The organism is Aeribacillus sp. FSL K6-2848 (assembly GCF_038004325.1).
Classification (GTDB): domain Bacteria; phylum Bacillota; class Bacilli; order Bacillales; family Aeribacillaceae; genus Aeribacillus; species Aeribacillus composti.
In genome coordinates this window covers 625,385-642,199 of sequence record NZ_JBBOQQ010000001.1, presented here as the reverse complement: position 1 = coordinate 642,199, position 16,815 = coordinate 625,385, and the positions used below count along the sequence as shown (strand labels likewise).

At 31.7% G+C, this 16,815-nt stretch carries 13 protein-coding genes; all 13 read right to left on the bottom strand.

The window, feature by feature from the left end:
• Positions 1 to 80: 80 nt before the first annotated feature.
• The 13 genes from galU to wecB all read right to left on the bottom strand — a co-directional run bounded on the left by galU (position 81) and on the right by wecB (position 16,421).
• Positions 81 to 965, bottom strand: a complete 885-nt coding sequence (gene galU / locus NSS70_RS03215) for a UTP--glucose-1-phosphate uridylyltransferase GalU (protein WP_339198703.1) — start codon at positions 963 to 965, stop codon at positions 81 to 83.
• Positions 952 to 2,079, bottom strand: coding sequence for a glycosyltransferase family 4 protein (locus tag NSS70_RS03210; RefSeq protein ID WP_339198701.1), 1,128 nt, complete (start codon positions 2,077 to 2,079; stop codon positions 952 to 954). Before NSS70_RS03210 ends, galU begins: the two co-directional genes overlap by 14 nt.
• Before the next feature lie 56 nt (positions 2,080 to 2,135).
• Positions 2,136 to 3,221: a glycosyltransferase family 4 protein gene (locus tag NSS70_RS03205; RefSeq protein WP_339198698.1), complete on the bottom strand. Its 1,086-nt coding sequence runs from the start codon at positions 3,219 to 3,221 to the stop codon at positions 2,136 to 2,138.
• A gap of 132 nt (positions 3,222 to 3,353) precedes the next feature.
• Complete coding sequence (gene murJ / locus NSS70_RS03200; protein WP_339198695.1) at positions 3,354 to 4,865, bottom strand: murein biosynthesis integral membrane protein MurJ; 1,512 nt, start codon at positions 4,863 to 4,865, stop codon at positions 3,354 to 3,356.
• Positions 4,866 to 5,340: 475 nt separating this feature from the next.
• Positions 5,341 to 8,610, bottom strand: coding sequence for an N-acetylglucosaminidase (locus NSS70_RS03195; protein WP_339198692.1), 3,270 nt, complete (start codon positions 8,608 to 8,610; stop codon positions 5,341 to 5,343).
• A gap of 87 nt (positions 8,611 to 8,697) precedes the next feature.
• Entirely contained in the window at positions 8,698 to 9,972 is a 1,275-nt protein-coding gene (locus tag NSS70_RS03190) for an ArnT family glycosyltransferase (protein WP_339198690.1), read from the bottom strand.
• A gap of 18 nt (positions 9,973 to 9,990) precedes the next feature.
• The gene (locus NSS70_RS03185; RefSeq protein WP_094245081.1) at positions 9,991 to 10,362 is read right to left on the bottom strand and encodes an EamA family transporter; all 372 of its coding nucleotides are present in this window, start codon (positions 10,360 to 10,362) and stop codon (positions 9,991 to 9,993) included.
• The gene (locus NSS70_RS03180; protein ID WP_094245080.1) at positions 10,359 to 10,721 is read right to left on the bottom strand and encodes a DUF2304 domain-containing protein; all 363 of its coding nucleotides are present in this window, start codon (positions 10,719 to 10,721) and stop codon (positions 10,359 to 10,361) included. The genes NSS70_RS03185 and NSS70_RS03180 overlap by 4 nt, the downstream gene beginning before the upstream one ends.
• Before the next feature lie 11 nt (positions 10,722 to 10,732).
• On the bottom strand, positions 10,733 to 11,419 hold the full coding sequence (locus tag NSS70_RS03175) for a glycosyltransferase family 2 protein (protein WP_094245079.1): 687 nt from the start codon (positions 11,417 to 11,419) through the stop codon (positions 10,733 to 10,735).
• Between the two features lie 171 nt (positions 11,420 to 11,590).
• Entirely contained in the window at positions 11,591 to 12,967 is a 1,377-nt protein-coding gene (locus tag NSS70_RS03170) for an O-antigen ligase family protein (protein WP_339198687.1), read from the bottom strand.
• A 149-nt stretch (positions 12,968 to 13,116) separates the two neighbouring features.
• On the bottom strand, positions 13,117 to 13,824 hold the full coding sequence (locus NSS70_RS03165; protein WP_094245077.1) for a WecB/TagA/CpsF family glycosyltransferase: 708 nt from the start codon (positions 13,822 to 13,824) through the stop codon (positions 13,117 to 13,119).
• Between the two features lie 10 nt (positions 13,825 to 13,834).
• A complete protein-coding gene (locus NSS70_RS03160) occupies positions 13,835 to 15,118 on the bottom strand; it encodes a nucleotide sugar dehydrogenase (RefSeq protein ID WP_094245076.1) in 1,284 nt (427 codons plus the stop codon).
• 172 nt (positions 15,119 to 15,290) lie between these two features.
• A complete protein-coding gene (gene wecB / locus NSS70_RS03155) occupies positions 15,291 to 16,421 on the bottom strand; it encodes a non-hydrolyzing UDP-N-acetylglucosamine 2-epimerase (RefSeq protein ID WP_445206630.1) in 1,131 nt (376 codons plus the stop codon).
• Positions 16,422 to 16,815: the final 394 nt, after the last annotated feature.

Sequence of the window (16,815 nt, the reverse complement as noted above, 5' to 3'; positions counted from 1 at the left end):
CCATTTCATTAAATAATTACTATAAAAAAAGAGCTGCCTCATAAGTCAGTTCTCCTGACTTTGGGACAGCTCCTTTCGCGTTAGTTCAACTTTCCTTCGTTGTAAAGCATTCTTAAATATTGTTTTAGCTGTTCACTTAAATCTTCTCTTTCAAGTGCAAAATCTATTGTGGCTTTTATAAAACCAAATTTATCGCCAACATCATATCTTTTTCCCTCAAATGCATATGCCAAAACTTTTTTCTCCTGAGCCAATTTCTTTATCGCGTCTGTAAGTTGAATTTCCCCTCCGTAGCCAATATCTAAATTTTCAAGATAATCAAAAATCTCAGGTTCAAATACATATCTCCCCATTACAGCAATATTAGAAGGTGCATTTTCCCTTGGTTTTTCTACCATATCTTCCACTTCCACTAAGGTTTCGCTTATATATACATCTTTAGGTTTAATTACTCCGTATTTGTGCAAATCTTCCTCAGGCACTTTTTTTGTACCAATGACTGAACATTGGAATTCATTATATACATCTAAAAGCTGCTTCAAACAAGGGACTCCATTCTTAACAATGTCATCCCCTAGAAGGACTGCAAAAGGTTCATTTACAATAAAACTTCTTGCGCAATTTACTGCATGACCTAATCCTAACGGTTTCTTTTGTCTAATATAATGAATGTTAACCATATTGGAAATCTTCTGCACTTGTTCTAATAGTTCAAATTTTCCTTTTTCTTTCAGCTCCATTTCAAGTTCAATTGAATAGTCAAAGTGGTCTTCAATTGCCCTTTTATTTCTTCCTGTAACAATAATGATGTCTTCAATTCCAGACTCAATCGCTTCCTCAATTATATATTGAATAGTCGGTTTATCTACAATTGGCAGCATTTCTTTTGGCTGGGCTTTTGTAGCTGGTAAAAAACGCGTACCAAAACCTGCTGCTGGGATTACAGCTTTCTTAACCTTCTTCATATAAGGTGCCTCCTCTAAAAGAAAGAAAAATATTAATTAATTTATGTTTAATATTTTCTACCTTATATTCATTCGCTTTAAATATGGCTTTATAACTCATCGTTCTTCTTTCATTTTCTGGCATTGAATAAAAAAATTTAATCTTTTTATATAGATCTTCAGACGAACCAGCTTGAAACAGTAGGCCGTTTTCACCGTCTATAATATAATCCAACAATCCTCCAATGGCACTACCAATGACAGGAGCTCCGCAAGCCATTGCTTCCAAACCGACAAGTCCCAAGCTTTCTCCTTTTCTTGTAGTCGGAAAACAGAAAACATCTATCGCATTATATATTGCATTTAGTTTCTCTTGAGGCAGTAAAGGGTAATGGATAATGACATCATTTAATTCATAATCAGACACCATCTTTACAAACCGTTCCTTATCCTTCCCATCCCCCACCATAATGACCTTAATTTTATTTTTTAACAAAAAATTTTCATCTTTCAATTTCTTTAACGATGTTAATAAAATGTCCCAACCTTTTCCCACATCTAATCTGCTAACATATCCAATATAATGAGTGTCTATATCCAGCATAAGTTCTTTTAGTGCTGTTTGTTTATCCTCTCGCTTATAAAAAGTTTTACTGTTCACCCCTCCGGAGGGAAACACTTCAATCCGGTTCCGCAAGTTATATTTGCTTCTCACTAAATCCTGATAGTACTTACTTGGTGTTATCACTATATTAGATATATTCAACAGCTTATCTACATAAGGTTGGTATTTTTTTTGAGACGGCACTTCAGGTACTACGTCACTGCCATGAACATTTGTGAAAATAACAAGGTCTTTTTTAAATAGCTTTAGAAATAAAATTGGAAGTGCATTATGTGAAGCATAATGCACATATGTAATATCATACTTTTTTGTTAAACCTTTTAAAATAATTTTTGAAAAATAAAAAAAATACTTAACTAGCTTTATTAGTCTATTTTTTTCTTTTAATAAAACTGTTTTGTCAACATTAAAACCTGCTCCCACCAAAATTTCCTCAGTATTTTTTACAAACACACCGTAATTTGGAGCAATTTTACTAGGATACATATTGGCAATTAAATGTATTCTCATAAAACAGACCTCACAAACTTATAATAGAGTTATAAAACAAAAACGCTTAATTCTCATCAAGCGTTTTTGTCATTTTCAATGCCTATTTTCTTACTATTTAACTTTTTATATAAACTTAGTAAAGGTTTATAATTTTTACTTATTAATTCAAAACCTTCAATTAATAATTCAATAATAAGTAATATTAAAATAAAAATAATAATGGAAGCAAATAAATTTGCCTTATATAAAAGAATTGCTGAAACTCCGAAAAAAAGTGAAATAGAGTATATAAAAAGAACAGCCTTTCGATGAGTAAAACCAGCATCTAACAATCGATGGTGCAAATGATTTTTGTCGGCATCCATAATTTTTTTATTTTGAAGTTTCCTACGAATTATGGCTATTGTTGTATCTGTTAAAGGAACAGCAAGTATTACCATCGGAATAATGAAAGTAACAAACGTCACTTGCTTAAACCCAATAATAGAAAGAACCGATAATAAAAAACCGAGTAATAATGACCCTGTGTCTCCCATAAAAATTTTGGCTGGATGAAAATTAAATATTAAGAATCCTAAGGTTGACCCGATTAGAGCAATTGATAAGAAAGCAACATTTGTTTCATTCATAATTAATGCCATAACGAAAATGGCACTAGCTGCAATAATTGAAACACCTGAAGCCAAACCATCTAAACCATCAATCAGGTTAACCGCATTTGTAACACCAATCATCCAAATAAATGATACAATTAGAGCTACCCATATATTAACTGGTATACTCTGATCTAAAAAAGGAACAGTTAGATATTTTATAGAAAGGCCGTCTGCTAAAACAATTACTGCTGCCAATGTTTGGCCAACCAATTTTTGCCAAGGTTTTATTTGTAATTTATCATCAATAAACCCAGTTATCATGATTATTGTTGCGGCAACGATAATACTAATGTTCAAATCTATTAAAGTCGAAATATAGATAAAACCTGTTAAAAAAGCAATATAAATTGAAATCCCGCCAATTCTTGGGACAGCTTTCTTATGGACTTTTCTATTATCAGGTATATCTACAGCTCCAATATTACGTGCAAATTTAATTACAAACGGTACCGAAATCGTACTAACTATAAATGTTATTAAGAATGTTGTCATGTAAGGAGACATCAAGTTACACCTCACAAGGGAAATAATAAAGTACATTAGCTATTTCCTAACTGTATGAAATTTTTAAACCCTTATCATTATATCGTTTTATTGATAAAAAGAAAAGTATTCTTTTGATTTTCATTTTATAGATTATTGTTTTTTATTACTTGACCTCATTGCAACGATATCATATAAGGATGTTGTTTTTAATGCCCATAGCATAATAAAATAAATGCCCGCTCCAATAATTGTTAAAGTCGTTACATATAAAAATACATGAAATTGTTCAAAAAGATGTTTAATTATCCATAAAACAACTATCATGACAATGCAGGAAAAAATGATTTTAACGTATTCCTTACCAATTTTTCTAACGGAAAGCCAACCAATGTGTTTATTTAAAATAAAAAATGCAATAAAGGTATAAATAAAGCCAACGACTGAAGTTGATAATGCTAATCCTTTATAGCCTATCCAACTTGAAAAAACAAAATTAAACACTATATTTAGCAAAATAGACAAAATTCCAATCCTCATTATTAAATTCCCTTTATCAAGGGTATAAAACCCCTTTGCAATAATAACCTGAATGCTGTAAAAAAGAACCGAACCCACATAATAGTAAGCAACCTCTGATGTTGCTACCGTTGCTGCACCATCAAATGCCCCTCGTTGATAAACAATCTGTATGATCTCTTCCATCATTAACATCATTCCCGAAACAGTAGGAGCCAAAAAAAGGAACATGATAGACAAGCCTTTTTCCATTCCAGTCTTAAATAATTCCATATCATTATTCGTGCGTGCCTTTGCAATAATTGGATAAATAATCGTCGCTACCGTTACTCCAAAAATTGCTTGAGGAATACTTACTAAACGAAAAGCATAATTTAAATATGAAATAGCATCCGCCCCAAACATTCCTGCATAAAAGTTGCTAATATTTAAATTTATTTGTCCAACCATTATTGTTATTCCTACTGGGATGAAGATAAGATAAAAAGTGTTCACTTCTTTTATATTCAATTTTTGACGCCAATTTATAAATTTTCGCGGACCAAAGTAAAAAAACTTAATTAAAAACGAAATAATTGTACCGACTAAATACCCTAAAGCAATCGAATAGCCGCCTATCAGTTTGCTTAAAAAAAGCGTACTTCCAATGGTGCTTAAAACAACGACAGTCTGCGAAAAAGTTGAAAACGAGTATTTCCCCTTTGCATCAAAATATCCTTCAAAAACTGCATTAATTCCAACTAAAAAAATAGAAAAAAAATACATAATGGATGTCCAAATAGCCAATTGTTCAATATCATCTCTAAATGTGGGAAACAATAAATGGATAAGCCACGGCGAAAATGCCGCACCTGCAAGTGAAATCAATAATCCTATATAAAATGTCCCTTTTACGATATTCGTTAAATGTGAAAACCCCTGATTTTGCTTATCATATTTCAAATACGAAGGGACAAACGCATCCTTCATGCCAGATAGCATAAATAAAATAAATGTATTAGGAATGGTCATAGCTGCATTATAAGCTCCAACAATATCGCCTGCCCCAAATTGATGGGCAATGACGATATCGCGAAACATACTTGAAAATTTAAGAAAAAGTGTAGAAATAAAAAATAATATGCTAGCAAGTTTAAATTTAGACATTATTTCACTTCCTTTAGTTATTCATCAGTAAATTATCCTTAAAGGTTTTGTCCCAAAAGGATCTTAAACTTCCAGATATATTTCGCTAAAAAGAATAAAAATAAATCATGACATTGTGTATAACTATTTGTAACACGTCAAATATAAATTCAAATTTATTTCTAGTGGCTCCTATCAATTCAGACAGCCTACATTATCTTCTTTTTGACTGTTCTTTTTTTAAAAAAGAAAAAATCTCTTGATTAAAATTACTCTTTACGCAATTTTAAGTCAAGAGATTTCCATGAAAATATTATTTTAATTGTTGTAAGCTTATAAATATATCAACCATATCCAAATATTTTATAATATTAACCTGACATTTTTTAAAAGAATTATAGCAATTACATTTACAAACACAAACGCTAAATCCTAATAAACTTCAATAAAAAGTAAAGTATTATTCTATTTAAAAGGAGGGTGGTTAATCTAAAACTCATTTGAATACTGGAATATCTAAATACAAGATATACTTGTCAAGTAAACTATAATATTTTCCTATATAACTATTTGCTTGCAATATAGCCCAACGGATATCTGTTGCATATTGATGAGTTCCAGGATTGTCTGGATTCCATCTCATTTTATATAACGTATCTTGGCCATTATGAATATAACCTTCCCCAATAAAAGCAGCACCACCAATAATAGCTTTCTCAGGATCTGTCCAACCTTTTTGAAAAGCATATTCAGCACCACACGTTATTGGACAGGAATCCTTTGCTCCTATTCCATACATGTTATAAACTGTTTTTCCATTAATTTGTACTCCATTTGCCAATCTGGATGTTCCATTTCCAGTCTCATGTAAAGCATGAGCAACTAAATAAATTTCATTTATATTGTATTTTTGTGCAGCAGTAACAAATGCCTGTCCTTTACCTTCTAAAATTCCTTTACCTTTTAAAATTTTGTTATTGATTTCATCAGCTGTAAGCCCAGTGTATTGAGATAATTTTAAAAACTGAAATATTTCGGATCCATTATAGTTTAAAAAGTTATCAGGATTTAAGAAATACAATACATCTTCTCTGTCTGCATCTTTCCATCCTCCACAGGATTTTGAATATTTAATTTTGTACCATTCCCCAACTTTACCAATGATTTCAATTGTGTCACCTTTTTGCAGTTGCCCGCAACTATTGCTTTGTCCATTGATGGATGGTGTTGTTCGAACATTCAATGCATTTGCGATTACGATTCCTGTATTTCCATTATTCATTAAATGAATATAATTTTCATGTACATATCCATGATTTACAATTTGAGTTTGCGGGCTAACTCTCATTTGTATATTCAACATCTCATCTAAACTCATGTCATAGTACGACAGAATGCTTGATGTTGCTGGCATATAGACATAACCTATTCGACCTAAAACATCTACCTTAAACCATCTTCCAACAATATCAATAAAATTGTACGCCTGATTGCCCTTTAGTTCACCAATTACATTTCGGTTGCTATCAAAGATTTGTGTAGTATTATTTGTAGTAAACTTTCTATTTGGAATTTTATAAACACTATTTAAATCTTTTACATTTGGATTCATTATTGATTGTGTGCTATCTTTCCAAACATAGGCATACTCATTATTAATCTTTACCTTGTGCCAATTACCATCATCTTTTACTCGTGGGTAAATTTCATTTTTTGAGAGCTTAATAATTTCCGTGCCATTTGAACTTACTGCATAAACATTATCTCTTATTACCTGAAAATAACGGTCTGAGTTAGCAAAGGTTCTTTGCGTACCACTCTTATTTACATACCCTATTCTACCCATAACATCGACTTTATACCAATTTTCATACTCTTGTATAACCGGATATACTACGCCTTTGTTTAAGACAGCAAAAGTCTTCCGAGAGCTCGTAGAGGTATCTATAACTTTAACATCTTGTAACGCCTTAAAAGCTCTACTGTTTGAAACTTGCCCATTATTCAAATTTGTAATATTTGTTGATGTCGTTGGTTTTGTGGATTGCTTCCACACATAACCATATTTATCCCCTACTTTGACTAAATGCCAATTACCAGAGTCCTGAACTCGTTCAAATTTTTCACCTTTTTTTAGATAAACAAACACATTAGATGTTCCCGGTGCATATACAGGCAAATTATCTGCAATGACCTCAAAATATTTTGTTGAATTACTAAATTGAAGTTCAGTATTTGATTTATTAACAAAGCCAATTCTTCCATCTATATCTACTTGATACCAATTGGCATATTTTTTATAGTCACCCAATATCGGATATATAGCACCCTTCTTAATTGTAGCAAACGGTACTCTTTTTCCTGAAGATGTATCGTAAACAACTAAATCATCAAGAGCTTTAAATTTATTCTCACTTATTTTTAACCCATTATTTTTATTTTTAATGGAACTGTCGTCCGCAGGTTCAGTTGCTGCCTCCCAAACATATCCATATCCATCTGCCACTTTTACCATATGCCAATTTCCATAGTCTGAGACTCTTTTGAAAACTTGACCTTGATACAAATGTACAACTTCCTGAGAACCATTTTCGTGATTCACAAAAATAGGTGTGCCCCCATATTTAACTCTAAAATATTCCATATCATTAGAGAAATCTACTCGAGCAGAGGTCTTCATAATATACCCAATTCTACCGAGTATGTCTACCTCATACCAATTTGCATATTTATTATACCCTCCTATTATCGGATATTTTGTGTTCGCAGAAATTTCAGCAAAAGGAACCCTTTTTCCACTAGAAGTGTCATAAACAATTGTATTATCTAAAGTGATAATATAATTGTTTGATATTTTCAACTTATTAAGATTTTGTATTGTTGACCCCGTACTTGGCAAAGTAGCTTCTTTCCAAACATATCCATAACCTGATCCTATTTTTACTTTGTACCAATTACCCGAATCAGCCACTCTTTGATATTCTTGATCTTTCTTTAAATATGTAATTATTTTATTATTTTGATAAACAGGTGTGTTATCATATTTTACTTTAAAAAATTTATGTGAGTTGCTATTCATTAATAATTTTTTTTCCATTATTGGGTTATTTTCAACTTGTAAATTTTCGTTAGAATTTTGTATTGCGGTTTGTTGATTGTTTTCAGAATTAATCTGAACATCTGAGGTTATTTCCTTTTGAATATCACTACTTTCACCAGAGTTTAAATTTTCTTTTTCGTTTATTTGTGGACTCTCCACATTATTTGCTAAAATCTCTAGATTATTTTTAGAAATCTGTACCAATTGATTTCCTATAGAAAAAATAACTTGTGTATCATTTTCTTGAATGGGTTGAATGATAAAACCATTAGATAAAATACCAACTTGTTTGCCAGAGGATTCTGTTAAGAAAACAGGTGTTTGATCAGTTAGTACTTTGTATTGAGGTAAATCCAAATTTTCTGGTACCGTTGACACATTTTCATTTTCTTCCAATTGATAATTTACAGATTCTAATTTAATATAAAACTGTTTATTATTCATATTGAATATAATTTTATCGTCCACAATTTTATTTGAGTAAAATTCAAAACCTCCATATAAGTATCCTACAATTTTTTCATCATCTAATGAATATACTGGGGCTTTTTCAGATGTTATACTTACTCTATAAAATTCTTTCGTTACAGCTTTTCCGATATTTATTGGCAAAACGCTAAGAAGGATTATTAAACTGCAGAAAAGTGCTCCTAACCTTTTATACATATATTTGTTCCTCCTTCAACTAAATTATTTACTACAAAAATAATATACCTAGCTAGTAAACTGCTAATAGAATATCTATATTTTATTTTAACTTCTAAGCCTGAATATACTTTTAGTTTTTTGTGAAAAATAGGAGATAATAGATCCAATAAATAAAAACCAGATTGACATTAACGGTTGGTTATACCGATCAAATGCAAAAAATATATTATTAAGAACAGTAAAATAAGCGAGTATTCCAAATAGAAGAACATTTTCTGATAGAGATCTTTTGTATAAAAATATGGATAAAGTCATAGATATTGTTGCAAGTACCATCGTTAGTTTATGAATTTTCTGCATTAACTCAATTTTAACCCCAAAAATTTCTTTCCAATAAAATGATGTATTCCATTGTTTAATTGTTTTATCAATTGTATAGCTTCTAAGAAATGATTTTGGATCACTTTTCCACCATAATTTAATTCTATCAATGGCTGCTTCTTTTTGTAAGTTCATGTTTTCATATGCAGAAATGTTTGGGTGTTCTTTGTTAATTTTTTTAATTACGTCATCATAGGGTTCGCCATATCTATATCCCGACCCTTGATAAGTTCCCAGTAAGAGAGGATTTCCTGTTCCACCACTAAGTGGTATAAATTCATGGTAATGAATATAATTTCTAATCCACCAAGGTCCTAATACAATGAGAAGCAAAACTAAAGCAATAAGAAATTGTTTTAACATCATTTTTAAAGGGTATTTTTTTAATAATAGGTATATTAATAAAACTAAGGGATACAGTGCAATTGTTGGTCTAAACATGAGACAAAATAAATAAGAAAAGATAACTCCAAAGAAGTAAGACCATTTGCGTTCATTAGCCAGTTTAAGAGAACAATATAATAAAACATACATTCCTGCCATAAAAGGTGATTCGGTTAACAAAAGGTTATCTGTCAAAATTTGAGGAACGAATATCGCAAGTAAAAAAGCGGCTATAAGTCCTGTACATTTATTAAAAACATATTTACCAATTAGATATACAAATAAAATACTGGTTATGCCGAACAAAGATATTACAACCCTCGCTGCATATAAACCTACCTCTTCAAATCCAAAAATTAAAAATACTAATGCTAATAAAAAAGATTGACCAGGCATAATATGAACAGTGGGTTCTCCAATTTGATGGTATGTTAGCATCCCTGTCTGTATAAGAACTCTTGCACTTTTTGTATACCCTACATCATCGCTATTTAATGTTAGATTCAATCCATATTCATAAAGAGCAAACAATCTTAAAACTAAGGCCAAAAGCAATATAATAATTATTGAATAATGTTTCCTAACTAATTGAAGTAATTGATTATTTATACTCAAGAGAATATCCTCCTAATTTTAAGTATTACTGTTGGGAGACAAACCTATTATCGAAACTCCCGCCATAATTAACAAACAACCTAAAACTTTTTGGAAGGTGATTGTTTCATTAAAAACAAAGTGGGCACCAAAAACAGCAAGTATATATGCGATACTTTGAAAGGGATATGCAACGCTGAGCGGAACTTTCGATAATATATATAGCCATAATATTGTTGCAATACCATACATTGCAAGTCCAGAAAATACAAAAGGGGAAAATATTACCTTTAAAATGGAAAGTAGAGAAAAGCTAAGTGTTTGATTTTCCATGCCGTATTTCCATAAAAATTGACCAGTAACTAAAATCAATGTATTTCCTAATATCAATATGAAGTTTACCAAAGTCATTTCTTATCTTCCTTATCTTTAATATAATCTTTTATTTGCTTTTTAAGAAAAGCTAGTTCTTGAATAACATTTTTTAACTTTTCTTGTTGACTTGAAATGACAGTCGTCTGATAAATAAGTAAATTTAAAATTACTAAAAAAGCAACCATAAAAATCAATGCTGGCATATAAGATATTCCAATATAATGGGCAAACTTATTAATACTTGGAAGGAATAACGCAATCAATAATGAAATAATACCAAAAACGATCCACAAAAATGCTTGTTTATCTTGAAGTTTATTTCTGCTAGTAAAGAATATAACTTGCATAAAAAAAAGCAAAGCAAATATTAATGCTATAACTTGGACAATATCCATGACTACCCTCCCTAAAAAACTGAACGAATTAATGAAATAAACGTAACTTTTGTCATGTAATATAATGATTTTAAGGGTGTGATCGATGATCTTCCTCCTTGGCGGTTTTTCATTTCTACTTTTATTTCTTTTATTCGATATTTTTTTTGTGCCAACTTTACAAGTACCTCTACTTCAGGATAGTCAACAGGATAATATTTTGAAAATTCTTTTATAATCTTCCTATTTACAATTCTATACCCTGATGTTGGATCTGTAATTTTTATTCTTGATATAAAAAGTAATAAGTAATAAAAATACAATATCCCTATTCTTCTCATTAAAGATCCTTTATAGTTAGTTTTCTCAATAAATCTTGAACCAATTACCATATCATATTGCGATCGTTCTATCTCCGCTACTAATTTTTCAAGATCGTCAGGATCATGTTGTCCATCTGCATCTAATTGGATTGCATATTCATAACCGTGTTTAAGAGCATATTTATAACCCGTTTGCATCGCTCCACCAATTCCAAGATTAATCGGCAAATCAATATAATTTAAATTATTTTCCTCTAAAATTCTCCTTGTTCCATCAGTTGATCCATCATTTATTACCACATAATCATACTTACAAGTTTCAACCAGTTTTTTTACTGTATTATATATTGAGTCTTCCTCATTATATGCAGGAATAATTATGAGGACTTTGCTCATTTTAATAAACTCCTTTCAAAATAAATAGGATAAAACAAATACCTATTATTCCAAGATATTATATCTTATTTTTAATACCCTCTCCAATGTATTCTAAAATATTTCATACTTCTTTTAAAAAACCTATCCACTTGGGATAGGTAAAAATTTTTAAGAGGCCGTTAACTGTAATTATGTAGTTTTAAAAACTAAAGTACAATATAAGTATACAATAAGCACACCTAAATAAATACTCACCGCCGGTGCTGTTAAAACATGACCCGCAGTATAGGCGATGCCAAGACCTAAAATAACGGCAGAACCAAATAAAACCACTTCATGATTAAAGTTTTCTTTAACATTTTTAAAAAAGTATGTAACGATTTTATAAGCAAGATATAAAAATGGAGCAATGTACAAAGCAAATCCAATAATTCCTATAGAAAAAAATATATCAAAAAAGTCCATTTCAACTGTTTTTCCTTCTTTTTGATAATTCCCACCATATCCCATTCCGAAAAGCTTTTGAGATAATGGAGCTTCAGCAAAATATTTTTTATGTTGTGCTAAAAAGTGCTCTCTCCCGCTTAATAAAACATTTTCTACTGCTTTTTCCCTTTCTTTTTCTATTTCGTTTTTGGATTCTTCTGTTTTATTATCATTATTAAAATCAGCTTGTTGTTGATCCAATCCAACCCATGATAAGTGGATATTCATATTATGTGCAACAGGTGTGTATGGGGTCAATAGTAGAAATAACACTAATACTACAGAATTCACCACTAAATTTACACTAAATTTTTTTGCCAAAACCGAATCATGTCTAAATCTAATCCGTTCAATCAAATAAATGAAAAATGCAATCACTAAAATGATGAAGACGGAACCATACCCAACTTTTGTTCCGACTGCTAACTGAGAAAATATCAACATACATACAGGAATCCAGTAATAAATAGTTTTCCACGATTTTGTGTTTTGAACAGCGTAATACACCACCACTGCAAAGCATATCGCCATAATAGCACCAATTTCGTTGCCTGCAAAAAACCATCCTTGGTGTCCAAGTTTTTCGCTCTCATAACTTTTTATACCAGTACTTGTAATGGATGCTATTATCATTACCAAAGATACAATATTCATGGAAATAAAAATATTCCTTTGAATTGTTTTTTGAATATTCTCTTGCTCTTTTAACTTTTTTATAACAATTAAGTAACCAAATAAAATAATGGGAACATATGCAATTTTTGCAATATTTCTTAACTCTGAGAACAAATGAAAAGGGTCTTTAACCAACATATTATTTATTAAACCAATTATTAAAACAAACCCGAACAGAAATAAATAAAATAATATTTTTTTCTTAGATTTATCCAGGGGAACCCACAAGATATATAACAAAATGAGAAACATCACACCAAAACGAATGAATACCCCGAAAGTTAAATCGATATGAAAAATAAATATTGAAAAAGATGTCATTAAATCGATAACTGGCTGTAAAATTATAAAAAATATCAAAAACCACTCAAACTTTGACGAAAATGAATATAAACGCTTATTCACTACACATCCTCCTGTTGCTTGATCCGTTCAAAAGTTATTTCTATCTTAATTAACTGAAATGGAATAAGTTCATGAGAAATGCCTTTTCCCAACAATAATATATTTTGTTGGAGAAAAGGCATCTGCTAAAAACTGAAATAAAACAACAGTTATTTTTTTAGTGCTTTAATCAAAAACTTCGGTAATATTAATTGCCTTTTCCATCTCCAAGGTTCTTTTATTAATCTGTAAAACCATTCCAACCCTAATTTTTGAAAAATTTCTGGAGCTCTTTTAAGATTTCCGGAAATGACATCAAAAGAACCTCCAACTCCTTGAAAAACAAAAGGGTGAAGGGAGTTCATATTTTCAATGATCCAATATTCCTGCCGTGGGCTTCCTAAAGCGACAAATATTATATCTGGTTTAGCTTCGTTAATTGTCCTGCGAATAATGTCGGTATCTTTTTCATAGCCATGCAGTACACCAACAATGTTCAACCCTGGAAATTGTTTGATAAGCTCTTCTTTTGCTTTTTCAGCAATTCCTGGTTTTGCTCCATATAGAAAGATTTTTTTATTATGCTTTGCCGCTGCCTCACAAATCTTTAACATTAAATCAATCCCAGTAACACGAGAGCGAATGTTTCCTCCCCTTATTTTAGACGCTATAATCACACCTATTCCATCGGGGATTTGGTATGTCGCCTTATTCAACAATTCTTTTAATTGGTCGTCAACTTGTGCTTTCATAATTTTCTCTGGATTAATCGCAACAATAAAAGCTTTTCTTTTTTCCTCGATATCTCGTATTAATGATGATGTTAATTCTTCATAATTTAACGAAGAAACATCAATCCCGAGTATCTTTTCCTTCATAATATCACCTTTAAATACGAGGAAAGTTTTTAGAATCCCCTAATGTTACCACTGTAAAACCGGCCTTTTCCCATGTTAAACGATTTATGCAGTTTTTTGTATCGAAAATGATTTTAGATCGGATTCTCTCAATATTATTTGGATCTAATTCTTTGAATTCATTATGATCAGTCAAAATCAAAATGAGATCGGAATGATCCAAAGCTTCAGATAGACTTTGTGTTTGACGTTCAATCTTGTTTTCTTTAATATGCGGGTCATATGCTGTGTAATCAATACTTAGTTTTTCTAAGTGATTGATCACTTCAATAGAAGGACTTTCTCTCATATCATCTATATTTCCTTTAAACGCAAGACCTAGCACTGCAACACGACCATGAGAAATTCCTTTTTCTTCGAATAATCTCTTAACTTTATTTGCCGTATATGCTGGCATACCATCGTTGATCGTTCTAGCAAGATGAATCATTTTCGCAACATCAGGCTGAAGTTCAACAAGAAACCATGGATCAACTGCTATACAATGTCCCCCAACACCGGGACCAGGAAAATGAATATTGACTCGAGGATGGAAATTTGCTAACTTAATTGCCTCCCATACATTGACTCCAATATTTTCACTAATTTTAGCCAATTCGTTTGCAAAAGCAATATTTACATCTCGATACGTATTTTCAATCACTTTTACCATTTCGGCAGTTGTTGCATCTGTCGTATGAATCGTTCCTTTTACAAAAACTTGATATAATTCCTTTGTCAATTGACTAGATTTTTCATTAATTCCTCCTACAATACGATCATTTTGAACTAATTCCTCGAATACTTTACCTGGTATGACACGTTCCGGAGAGTGAGATACAAATAATTCTTCACCAATTTTCAAGCCGCTTTTTTGCAATATCGGCAACATAACGTCTTCAACAGTCCTTGGTGGAACAGTGGATTCTAAAATAACTAAATTTCCTTTTTGTAAGTACGGAACGATTGAATCTGTTGCTTGGCTGACGTAAGAAAGATTCGCAGTCTTATCTTGGTTGATCGGAGAAGGGACAGCAATAATAAAAATGTCAGCTTGTTCAGGTTTTGTAGATACTGTAAAATTGCCATCATCGATTGCTTTGTTTAGACGTTCCTGTAATCCATTTTCTTCTATATGAAGTTGTTTATTTTTTATTGATTTGACAGCATGTTCATTTATATCCACCCCATGAACCCTTAATCCATGGTTGGCAAACATAACAGCTGTTGGTAATCCAATATAACCCAATCCAATAACGCATATTTTTTTCTCCATAATCTTAAAAACTCCTTTGTAATCAGACAGAATTCACACTATCAGTTATTATATCGAATATTGCTTAAAGAAGATAGGCTAAATTTTTTTTGTAAAAGGATTTTAAAAAATACAACCTTTTTATATGACAAAAGCCATTAAAAGTCAACAAGAGCTGTCAAAATTCAACAGCTCAAGTATTATGGTTAAACAACACTGGTTTTACTGAACTTACCCCAAAATGATACAAAATCCCCTGCACAATCCGTTCTGATGCTTTGCCGTCTCCGTAAGGATTGGATGCTTGTGACATTTGTCGGTATACCTTCTCGTCTGTTAGGAGCTGTTTGGCTAATTGATAGATTTGCTCTTCATCAGTGCCTGCTAGTTTCAATGTGCCTGCTTCAATTCCTTCAGGTCGTTCAGTCGTATCGCGGAGAACCAAAACAGGCACGCCTAAAGAAGGAGCTTCTTCTTGTACGCCACCGGAATCTGTCAAGATAATGTGAGAACGGGCGGCAAAATTGTGAAAGTCCAAAACTCCCAGTGGTTCAATTAAATGAATCCTGCTGTCATTTCCGAGAATTTCATCTGCTACCTCGCGAACAGCCGGATTAAGGTGAACAGGGTAAACAACCTGGATATCAGCAAATTCTTTTACTAATCTTTTAATGGCCCGGAACATACTTCTCATCGGATGCCCTAAATTTTCGCGTCGGTGTGCAGTAAGCAGTATCATTCGGTCATTTCCAATTTTATCAAAAATTTCGTGGTGATAATCATCTGTTACTGTTGTTTTTAAAGCATCTATTGCCGTATTGCCTGTTATAAAAATCGAATCTTTCGGCTTATTCTCTTTTATTAAATTTTCAAATGCTTTCTTAGTGGGAGCAAAATGCAAATCCGCCAAAATTCCTGTTAATTGGCGGTTCATTTCCTCTGGAAATGGAGAAAATTTATTATTAGTGCGAAGCCCCGCCTCCACATGGCCAACGGCAATCTGGTTATAAAACGCAGCTAAACTAGCAATAAATGTTGTCGTGGTATCTCCATGAACAAGAACAATGTCAGGCTTTACTTTTTTCATTATGCCATCTAAGCCTTCTAATCCTCTTGTCGTAATATCAACTAACGTTTGCCGATCCCTCATAATATTCAAATCATAATCCGGAACGATACCGAAAACATCCAATACTTGATCAAGCATTTGGCGATGTTGTGCCGTAACGGTTACAAATGACTCGATTTTGTCTGTATGTTTTTTGAGTTCCAGCACTAACGGAGACATTTTTATTGCTTCAGGTCTAGTTCCAAAAATCGTCATTACTTTAATTTTTTTCAAGAACATCACCTTCACAAATTTTTTTCGAACATAATATATCTTAACATTTTTAATAAAACTGATTTGTAAATTTCTTGAGATTCCCCTTATTTTTTACCTAATATTTCCGTTTTCTAATCGAATATTCCAAAAAGTCCTCCTTTAGTTCATCTCGGCTTAGAATAAAGGATACAATTGCCTCAGGGTAACCAAGTTAGTCGGTGATGCTCTAGCAGAATAGCGAACATCTCGCTGCCGATAAATGTTTTGATTCATAAATTTGATTCATAAAGTCGACCCTTTCGACTCATTGGCGAAGCTTAGGATCTGTCGCACAATTTGGAGCAAATCCTATATTTTTCTATACAAATTTAAAAACGTTCTCCAACCTCTCGTT

What these genes read in the sequence shown, in the direction of transcription:
- NSS70_RS03165 (WP_094245077.1), bottom strand. Translation starts at nt 13,824, where the DNA reads ATGAAGGAAAAGATACTCGGGATTGATGTTTCTTCGTTAAATTATGAA.
- NSS70_RS03185 (WP_094245081.1), bottom strand. Translation starts at nt 10,362, where the DNA reads ATGACTTTGGTAAACTTCATATTGATATTAGGAAATACATTGATTTTA.
- NSS70_RS03180 (WP_094245080.1), bottom strand. Translation starts at nt 10,721, where the DNA reads ATGGATATTGTCCAAGTTATAGCATTAATATTTGCTTTGCTTTTTTTT.
- NSS70_RS03195 (WP_339198692.1), bottom strand. Translation starts at nt 8,610, where the DNA reads ATGTATAAAAGGTTAGGAGCACTTTTCTGCAGTTTAATAATCCTTCTT.
- NSS70_RS03160 (WP_094245076.1), bottom strand. Translation starts at nt 15,118, where the DNA reads ATGGAGAAAAAAATATGCGTTATTGGATTGGGTTATATTGGATTACCA.
- NSS70_RS03210 (WP_339198701.1), bottom strand. Translation starts at nt 2,079, where the DNA reads ATGAGAATACATTTAATTGCCAATATGTATCCTAGTAAAATTGCTCCA.
- galU (WP_339198703.1), bottom strand. Translation starts at nt 965, where the DNA reads ATGAAGAAGGTTAAGAAAGCTGTAATCCCAGCAGCAGGTTTTGGTACG.
- murJ (WP_339198695.1), bottom strand. Translation starts at nt 4,865, where the DNA reads ATGTCTAAATTTAAACTTGCTAGCATATTATTTTTTATTTCTACACTT.
- wecB (WP_445206630.1), bottom strand. Translation starts at nt 16,421, where the DNA reads ATGACGATTTTTGGAACTAGACCTGAAGCAATAAAAATGTCTCCGTTA.
- NSS70_RS03205 (WP_339198698.1), bottom strand. Translation starts at nt 3,221, where the DNA reads ATGTCTCCTTACATGACAACATTCTTAATAACATTTATAGTTAGTACG.
- NSS70_RS03175 (WP_094245079.1), bottom strand. Translation starts at nt 11,419, where the DNA reads ATGAGCAAAGTCCTCATAATTATTCCTGCATATAATGAGGAAGACTCA.